Raw genomic sequence first — 9504 nt, forward strand, 5'->3', positions numbered from 1 at the left:
TTCCAGGGTTGTGTCGCACCTTGCAGGGCCTCCTGATCCACGAAGCATGGATCGAAAGGCAGGGATTGGACGTCGCCGCCTTCGCCGGTCAAAGCCGCGCCACCTTGCCTGTGGCCCAGCGCCTGAAGCAGATTCTGGCAATCGACCCGAGACCGCTGACCATCGCCCGACCGGGCGCGTCGAGGGTATTGGCGACGTGCCGGGATTTTTCACTGATGTCGTGCGCCGTCCTGCGGCATCATCGCGTGCCGGCCCGCATACGCTGCGGTTTCGGCAGATATTTTACCGGGCATCCCTATCACGATCATTGGGTGTGCGAGTATTGGTCCCGGGACGAGCAACGCTGGGTCCTGGTCGATGCCGAGCTCGACGAGCTGCACCGCAGTCTGCTCAAGTTCGATTTCGAACCAGCGGATGTGCCTCGTACGGCGTTCATCACCGGGATCGAGGCATGGAAGCTATGCCGGACCGGCGCCATCGATCCTGCGCAGCTTGGCCACGGAACGACGACCGGCCTGTTCTTTGCGCGCGTCAACCTCGTGCGCGATCTGCTCGCTCTCGCCAAGATCGAGACCTCGGCATGGGATACGTGGCGCGCCGCGCGCGAACCACATCGCGTGTTGGACGACGCCGCTCTGTCGCGATGTGATGGTATCGCGCAGCGCGGTGAGGCGGGTGCGATCGAGATCGCGCCATCGCTCAATGCGCCACCCTGGCACTAGATCGTTCGAGACCCGTGCCTGGCTGCAATTGCTTGCAGCCGCGCTAACGTGAATGTGGCGATTGCGAGCGAAAATGTGGCGACAATGAGGAGCGCAAACGAAGCACGCATCTCGAATCTCCAGTCACGCGAATGTGCGCGCGGCGATGTTACGCGCGTCAGCACTGCATCTCGTGTCGTCGACATTGGAATCGCTGAAAACTCTTGTTTCAAAGGGTTTCCATCGCGCTCTGATAAATCTTCATTAATGAAGCGCGGCCCTTTGGAGCGAACTGTTGCGTCGGGGTTACAGCAATTCCGTCGATCGCTGTTATGACCACGCGACGGCCCGGGGGCCTAACGACGAAACTGGAACGGGATTCAAATGAAGAAGAATTTGTTGCTTGCTGCTGTGAGCCTCGTCGCGCTGAGCGCGGCTGCACCGGCGCTGGCTGCTGATCTCGCGGCTCGGCCGTACACCAAGGCGCCTGCGATGGTCGCCGCGATCTACGACTGGAGCGGCTTCTACATCGGCATCAACGGCGGCGGCGGTTCGTCGCACGCGACCTGGGATTTCGTCGGCGTTGGTCGCGAAGGCTCGCACGATGCGACCGGCGGCACGGTCGGTGGCCAGATCGGCTATCGCTGGCAGTCCGGCCAGTGGGTGTTCGGCGTGGAAGGCCAGGGCAACTGGGCCGACTTCTCGGGCGACAATACCAGCGCGCTGTTCGCGACTCGCAACCGCACCAAGATCGATGCGTTCGGTCTGATCACCGGTCAGGTCGGCTACGCCTGGAACAACGTCCTGATCTACGTCAAGGGCGGTGCGGCTGTGGTCAGCGACAAGTACGAGATCTCCAGCACGGCGGGCGCGCTGCTCGCCTCGACCAGCGACACCCGCTGGGGTGGCACGGTCGGTGCCGGCCTCGAGTACGGCTTCGCGCCGAACTGGTCGGTTGGCGTCGAGTACAACCACATCTTCCTGTCCGACAAGGACGTGACCTTCGCTGGCTTCGCCGGCACCGAGCGCATCCGTCAGGACGTCGACATGGGTCTCGTCCGCCTGAACTACAAGTTCGGTGGCCCGATGCTCGGCCGCTACTGATACCGATCGCTTCGCAAGAAGCGGTTGTCGAAAGCCCCGGCCGTTGGCCGGGGCTTTTTTTGTTGTTTGAAGTCAACGAGTTAACCATTCCTTTGCGGGATGGCTCAGACGGCTTGACTCCCGAGAACGAAATGAGAACAATGTTCTTCATACGTTCCAGCAAGGGAGCAGGCCATGTTCAGGATTTTCGTGGAAGAAGCCGCCGCACTGGCATCGATCACGCTGTTCGTCGGGATGATCGCAATCTGGGCGCAGGTGATTCCGCAGCTCTAGAGTAGCGGGTTGGAAAACCGGCGCCCGGGAACTCCTGGGCGCGCTTGGGGAAAAGCGGGACGAGGTGGCCGATCGGCCGCTCCGGCGTGGACTCTGCGGCAGCGACGCCCCACCATGGTGCGGCGAGTCGGCAAAGACGGGTGGAGCGCGGGTGCAGGATGCTCTCATGATCCCCTCGGCATCCCCTTGAGGCCGGCGACCGCTCCATCTCATCTGCAAGAGGCCGTCACGCGACCATGCCGAGCGCCGGATTTGTCCACCTTCACGTTCACTCGGCCTATTCGCTGCTCAAGGGCTCGATCAAGATCGCCAAGCTCGCCGAGCTCGCAAAGAAAGATCATCAGCCGGCCCTGGCGCTGACCGACACCGACAATCTGTTCGGTGCGCTGGAGTTCTCCGACAAGATGGCGGGCTCCGGCATCCAGCCGATCGTCGGCTGCGAGCTCGCGATCGACTTCGCAGACCAGGATCCCAATGCACGCAACGCGATTGGCCCGTCGCGCGTGGTGCTGCTGGCGGCGCAGGAGCGCGGCTATCGCAGCCTGATGCGGCTCAATTCGCGCGCGTTCCTGGAATCGCCCGACAGCCACGCACCCTTCATCAAGTTCGACTGGCTCGACGGCGAGACCGAGGGCCTGATCGCGCTCACCGGCGGCCCTGACGGGCCGATCTCGCTGGCGCTCGCCGGCGGCCATGCCGAGCTTGCGGCTGCGCGCTGCGAGCGTCTCGCCACGCTGTTCGGGGACCGGCTCTACATCGAGCTGCAGCGCCACAACATCGACAAGGAGCGGCGCGTCGAAAGCGGGCTGATCGACATCGCCTATGCCAAGGGCCTGCCGCTGGTTGCGACCAACGAGCCGTATTTCGCCGCAACCGACGATTACGAGGCGCACGATGCGCTTTTGTGTATCGCCGGCGGCCGGCTGATCGCCGAGAGCGATCGCGTGCAGCTGACGCCGGATCACCGCTTCAAGACCCGCGCCGAGATGGCGGTGCTGTTCGCCGACATTCCGGAGGCGCTGGCCTCGACGGTCGAGATCGCCGAACGCTGCTCGTTCCGGCCGATGACGCGCAAGCCGATCCTGCCGTTCTTCACCGTCGGCGCCGCCGGCAGCTCCGATGCGGCCGCAGTCGAGGCGGCCGAATTGAAGCGCCAGGCGGAGGAGGGGCTCGCCAACCGCCTGCGCGTGCATGGCCTGTCGCAGGGCACCACGGAAGAGGACTACAACAAGCGCCTGGCGTTCGAGCTCGACGTCATCATGCGCATGAAGTACGCGGGCTACTTCCTGATCGTGTCCGACTTCATCAAATGGGCGAAGTCGCAAGGGATTCCGGTCGGGCCGGGCCGCGGCTCGGGTGCAGGCTCGCTGGTCGCCTGGGCGCTGACCATCACCGATCTCGACCCGATCAAGTTCGGCCTGCTGTTCGAGCGCTTCCTCAATCCCGAGCGCGTCTCGATGCCTGACTTCGACATCGATTTCTGCCAGGACCGCCGCGGCGAGGTGATCAAGTACGTCCAGGAGCGTTACGGTCGCGACCAGGTCGCGCAGATCATCACCTTCGGTACGCTGCAGGCGCGCGGCGTGCTGCGCGACGTCGGTCGCGTGCTGCAAATGCCCTATGGCCAGGTCGACAAGCTGACCAAGCTGGTGCCGCAGAATCCGGCCGCGCCGGTGACGTTGGCCGCCGCGATCGAGAGCGAGCCGAAGCTTCAGGCGTTCCGCGACGAGGATCCGGTGGTGGCGCGCGCCTTCGACATCGCGCAGCGCCTCGAAGGCCTGACCCGTCACGCCTCGACGCACGCGGCCGGCATCGTGATCGGCGATCGCCCCCTGAGCGAACTCGTGCCGATGTACCGCGATCCCAAATCCGACATGCCGGTGACCCAGTTCAACATGAAATGGGTCGAGCCGGCCGGCCTCGTCAAATTCGACTTCCTGGGCCTGAAGACGCTGACCGTGCTCGACGTCGCGTGCAAACTGCTCAAGCCGCGCAACATCCATGTCGATCTCGCGACGCTGCCGATCGACGATGCCGAGAGCTACCAGATGCTGGCGCGCGGCGATGTGGTCGGTGTGTTCCAGGTTGAAAGCCAGGGCATGCGGCGCGCGCTGATCGACATGCGCCCCGACCGTTTCGAGGACATCATCGCGCTGGTCGCGCTCTATCGCCCCGGCCCGATGGCGAACATCCCGACCTACTGCTCGCGCAAGCATGGCGACGAGGAGCCGGAATATCTGCATCCCGTGCTGGAGCCGATCCTGAAGGAGACCTTCGGCGTCATCATCTACCAGGAACAGGTGATGCAGATCGCGCAGGTGATGTCGGGCTATTCGCTCGGCGACGCCGACCTCCTGCGCCGCGCCATGGGCAAGAAGATCCGCGCCGAGATGGACAAGCAGCGCGACATCTTCGTCGCCGGCGCGGTGAAGAACGGCGTGCCGAAGGGGCAGGCCGAGACCATCTTCGAGCTGCTGGCGAAGTTCGCCGACTACGGCTTCAACAAGAGCCACGCGGCGGCCTATGCGCTGGTGTCCTACCACACCGCCTACATGAAGGCGCATTATCCGGTGGAGTTCATCGCGGCGTCGATGACGCTCGATCTCAACAACACCGACAAGCTCTCCGAATTCCGCTCCGAGGCGCAGCGTCTCGGCATCAAGGTCGAGCCGCCGAACATCAATCGCTCCGGCGCGACCTTCGAGGTCGGAGAAAAGACCATCTATTACGCGCTCGCCGCGCTCAAGGGCGTCGGCATTCAGGCGATCGACCAGATCATCGAGGAGCGTACCAGGAACGGTCTCTTCACCTCGCTCGCCGACTTCGCCGCGCGCGTCAATCCGCGTGCGATCAACAAGCGCATCATCGAGAGTCTCGCCGCCGCCGGCGCCTTCGACACGCTGGAGCCGAACCGCGCGCGCGTCTTCGCCGGCGCCGACGCGATCCTCGCCGCCTGCCAGCGCGCGCATGAGGCCGCGACCATCGGCCAGAACGACATGTTCGGCAGCGCGGCCGACGCGCCGACCATCATGCTGCCGCAGATCGAGGCGTGGCTGCCGGCCGAGCGGCTGCGCCGCGAATACGACGCGATCGGCTTCTTCCTGTCCGGACATCCGCTCGACGACTATGCCACCGTGCTGAAGCGCCTGCGGGTGCAGAGCTGGGCGGAGTTCTCGCGCGCGGTGAAGACCGGCGCCACCGCCGGCAAGGTCGCGGCCACCGTGGTCTCGCGCATGGAACGGCGCACCAAGACCGGCAACAAGATGGGCATCATGGGGCTCTCTGATCCCACCGGCCACTTCGAGGCGGTGCTGTTCTCGGAAGGGCTTGCGCAATATCGCGACGTGCTCGAGCCGGGCGCCGCCGTGCTGCTCCAGCTTGGCGCCGAGCTCCAGGGCGAGGACGTGCGCGCCCGCGTGCTGCATGCCGAGCCGCTCGACGATGCCGCCGCCAAGACGCAGAAGGGCCTGCGCATCTTCCTGCGCGACACCAAGCCGCTGGAATCGATTGCCAAGCGTCTCGCCGGCCCCGAGATGGCTGGCTCGAACGGCGCCGCGCCAAAGGTCGGCAGCCCGGGGATTGCTCCGCGCTCCAATGGCGACGGCGAGGTCTCGCTGGTGATGATGCTCGACCTCGAGACCGAGGTCGAGATGAAGCTGCCCGGCCGCTTCAAGGTCTCGCCGCAGATCGCCGGCGCCATCAAGGCGGTGGCGGGCGTCGTGGACGTGCAGCAGCTCTGACGGCCGGTCTGCGCGATCAGTGCCGTCGTCGTCGGAGCGTGTTGCAACCTCGCGCTGTTTCTGGCTAGCATGCACCCGGGGAATGGAATGGGGTGTGCGATGCTGCGACGGGGCGCGTTGTTGTTGGCCGTTGGTGCCATGCTGACGGGGTGTGTGAGCGATCAGGTCGGAACCGACTTTGCATCGGTGTCAAAGAAGGTCGGACCGCCGCGCCCCGGGCATTCGCGCATCGTCCTGCTGCAGGACAAGAGGAATGGGCTCAGCATGGCCATTTGCGCCTGCGAGGTGAAGCTCGACGGTGCGCCGCTTGGCAAGGTCGTGGCCGGGAAATATGCCTATGCCGATCGGCCGGCCGGCCGTCACGAAGTGCTGGTGACCGAGCTGATGTTTCCCGGCGACACCAAGCGCGACATCGTCATGGAAGCCGGCCGGACGCACTTTTACCTCATCAAGAGCAGTCCCAGGCACGATGCCGCCACGGGGGGAGCGATCCTCGGTGGCCTCGCCGGGCTTGCCGTCGTCTCCGTTGCGACGGCAGGAGACGCCAATCCCGGGCCGGCCGAGCTCGTCGCGCTGGACGAGGCGACCGCGCGAACGAAGCTCGCGGAGCTACAGGCTATCGAGTAAGATGCGCGGCACGATGGCCGCTGCATCAACGACGGCGGCTCGATTGGGAGGAGCCAGGCATGTGCGAGAATTGCGGCGGTGATCGCGACGTCCACATCGGCCCTTCGCGGAGATCGCTCATCCATCTGACAGTCTCGGCGCTCGGGCTTGCCCTGGGCGGCGTCGCCCTTGCCAAGGAGACCAAGGCTCCGCCCAAGCCGCAGAACGTGCTGTCGCCAGACGCAGCGTTGAAGCGGCTGATGGAGGGCAACGTCCGTTATGTCGAAGGCGTGTCGCGGCGGCACGATTTCAAGCATGAGCGCGAAGCGCTGGCCGGCGGCCAGAACCCGTTCGCGGCAGTGCTGAGCTGCGCCGACTCGCGCATCGCGCCTGAATACGCCTTCGACACCGGTCGCGGCGATCTGTTCGTCTGCCGCGTGGCCGGAAACTTTGCCGGTACCGAGACCATCGCCAGCATGGAATATGCGGTCGCCGTGCTCAATGCGCCGCTGATCCTCGTGCTCGGCCATGACAGCTGCGGCGCGGTCGATGCGGCTCTGAAGGCGATCAAGGACAAGACGTCGCCGCCCGGCCACATCCCCTCGCTCGTCGATGCGATCGCGCCCGCCGCAAAAGCTGCGATGCAGCAGGGCGGGGACGTGCTCAACAATGCGATCCGGCAGAACGTGATCGACAACGTCGCCAAGCTGAAATCGGCCGCACCGATCCTCAATGCGGCCGTGGAACAGGGCAAGCTGAAGGTCGTCGGCGGCATCTACCGGCTCACGACGGGAACGATCGAGCTGATTGCGCAAGGCTGACGCGGGGCTGACGCCGCCGACGGCGTGGCCATGCCACCGCCTCAATCCAAGCTTTTCGTTCAAGCGCCATTCAGCTGGCCGCGCGTCTGATGCGCGGCGGCACCTCAACAACAAAAGCGGTTAGGCAAGCCATGCGTGGGACGCTCAGAATCTTCATCTGCCTTCTTCTGCCGATCGCGGTCCTTGCCGCGGGCGCGCCCGATCCGGCGCGCGCGCAGCAGCAGGAAAAGCGCATCGCGCTCGTGGTCGGCAACGGCGCCTATGCCAAGTCGCCGCTGGCGACGACCGCGAACGATGCCGGCCTGATCGCGCAGACGCTGCAGGCGGCGGGGTTCGACGTCGTCGGCGCGCGCGATCTCGACGGCGACACGCTGCGCAAGAGCTTTCGAGATTTCATCCAGAAGGCGCAGGCCTCCGGCCCGGGCACCGTCGCGATGGTCTATCTCGCCGGCTACGGCGTGCAGCTTGCCGGCGAGAACTATTTCATCCCGGTCGATTCCAACATCACCCGCGACACCGACATCCCGACCGAGGCCCTGCGCATCAGCGACTATGCGCGCCAGCTGGCGGCGATTCCGCTCAAGGCCAACATCGTCGTGCTCGACGCGGCGCGGGCGCAGCCCTTCATCGAGGGCGGCCAACCGATCGCAAGCGGCCTGGCGCTGGTCGAACCCGACCCGAACATGCTGATCGCCTTCAACGCCGCGCCCGGCACGGTGGCGCCACAGGAGCCGGGGCCTTACGGCATCTATGCGCAGTCGCTGGCGGAGATGATCCGCACCGGCGGCCTGCCGCTGCCTGAGGTGTTCGATCGCGTCCGCCTGCGCGTCAACGAGGCCTCCAAGGGCGCACAGGTGCCCTGGAACGAGCAGAAGATATCGGCGCCATTCTCGTTCTTCGATCGCGGGCCCGACGCGCCGCCGCCGGAGGCCTCGGCCTCCCAGGTCGCCGCGATCCGGAGCAAGCCGATCCGCGATCTCGGCGTGCAGGACGCCTACGCCGCCGCGCTGGAGCGCGACACGCTGCCGGCCTATGAGGAATTTCTCGCGGCCTATCCGAACGATCCGATGTCCAGGCGCGTGATGGCGATCGTTGCGGCGCGCCGCGAGGCGATCACCTGGCGGCGGACTTATCGCACCGACACGCCGGAGGCCTATTGGTCGTATCTGCGCCGCTATCCGCGCGGCCCGCATGCAGGCGATGCGCGCCGGCGCCTCGCGATCCTCACCGCGCCGGCCGAGCCGCCACCGAGCTTCGCGATGATCGACTATGACGTGCCGCCGCCGCCGCCGGAGGAGGTGGTCTATGTCGACCGTCCCGTGCTGTACTTCAGCGATCCTGATTTTGGCTTCGCGCCGCCACCGCCGCCGCCGGTCTATTATCTGCCGCCGCCGCCGCCGGATTTCGTCGTGCTCGAGCCGCCGCTGCCCGTGGTCGGCCTGTTCGTGCTGCCGCAGCCAATGTTCGTGCCGATCCCGGTGTTCGTCAGCCCACCGGTCTATGTCGCGCCGCCGCCGAACAACATCATCTACAACAACATCCACAACACCACGGTCATCAACACCGTGATCAACCGGCCGCCGGCACCTGCCGCGGGAGTGGGAGCAGGAGCCGGACCGGGCAATCTCGCGCCGGCGGTTGCCGGCCGGGCCAATCCGGCCGGTGCAGCCGTGCCGCAGGCAGTCGCGCAGCGCGCGGCTCTGATCCAGCAGGGCAAGGCGCCGATGCCGCCGAGTGCGACGATCCAGCCGACGGCAAGACCCGCGACACCGCCGGGCACGCCCGCCAATGTCGCACCAAATGCGCGACCAAGCGCGCTGCCGGGTGCCTTGCCAAGTACCTTGCCAAGTACCTTGCCAGGTACCTCGCCAGGTGCGGCGCCGAACGCCCCAGGTACAGCACCGAACGCCGCGCCGCAGACCAAGTTGCCTGCCGCCAACACGCTGCCGGTTCCGGGCTCCCATGGTGGGCCGCCGGTGCCGCCGGCAGGGGCAGGGACTCCGCCAGGCGGCAGGCCCTTGCCGACGGCGACCGCTCCCGGTGTAACGCCGCCGGCTCATCCGGGAGCGCCGACTACGGCTGCGCCCGGCACAACCCCGCCACCCCATCCTGGTGCGCCAACGGCCGCCGCTCCGACGACCGTTGCGCCCACCACGACMAATCCGGCCGCTGTGCCCGGCCAACCGCCCAAGCCGCCGGTCGCGCAGACCCCGCCCGGGGCCGGGCCTGCCGATCGTGCCAAGTCCGCAACCCGTGAGC

The 9504-nt window shown here is 66.2% G+C and carries 6 protein-coding genes; all 6 read left to right on the forward strand.

The features are described from left to right. On the forward strand, positions 1–722 hold a 722-nt coding region (locus AC1D00_RS13285; protein WP_477010981.1), incomplete at its 5' end, for a transglutaminase domain-containing protein. Positions 723–1085: 363 nt separating this feature from the next. Next, complete coding sequence (locus AC1D00_RS13290) at positions 1086–1805, forward strand: outer membrane protein (protein ID WP_025575600.1); 720 nt, start codon at positions 1086–1088, stop codon at positions 1803–1805. A gap of 509 nt (positions 1806–2314) precedes the next feature. Next, a complete protein-coding gene (gene dnaE / locus AC1D00_RS13295; protein WP_404556750.1) occupies positions 2315–5818 on the forward strand; it encodes a DNA polymerase III subunit alpha in 3504 nt (1167 codons plus the stop codon). A 138-nt stretch (positions 5819–5956) separates the two neighbouring features. After that, entirely contained in the window at positions 5957–6445 is a 489-nt protein-coding gene (locus tag AC1D00_RS13300; protein ID WP_256374877.1) for a DUF2846 domain-containing protein, read from the forward strand. Between the two features lie 59 nt (positions 6446–6504). After that, positions 6505–7245: a carbonic anhydrase gene (locus AC1D00_RS13305; RefSeq protein WP_477010982.1), complete on the forward strand. Its 741-nt coding sequence runs from the start codon at positions 6505–6507 to the stop codon at positions 7243–7245. 131 nt (positions 7246–7376) lie between these two features. Beyond that, on the forward strand, positions 7377–9504 hold a 2128-nt coding region (locus tag AC1D00_RS13310), incomplete at its 3' end, for a caspase family protein (RefSeq protein ID WP_477010983.1).

The sequence above is a fragment of the Bradyrhizobium sp. P2_E8 genome (assembly GCF_056403875.1).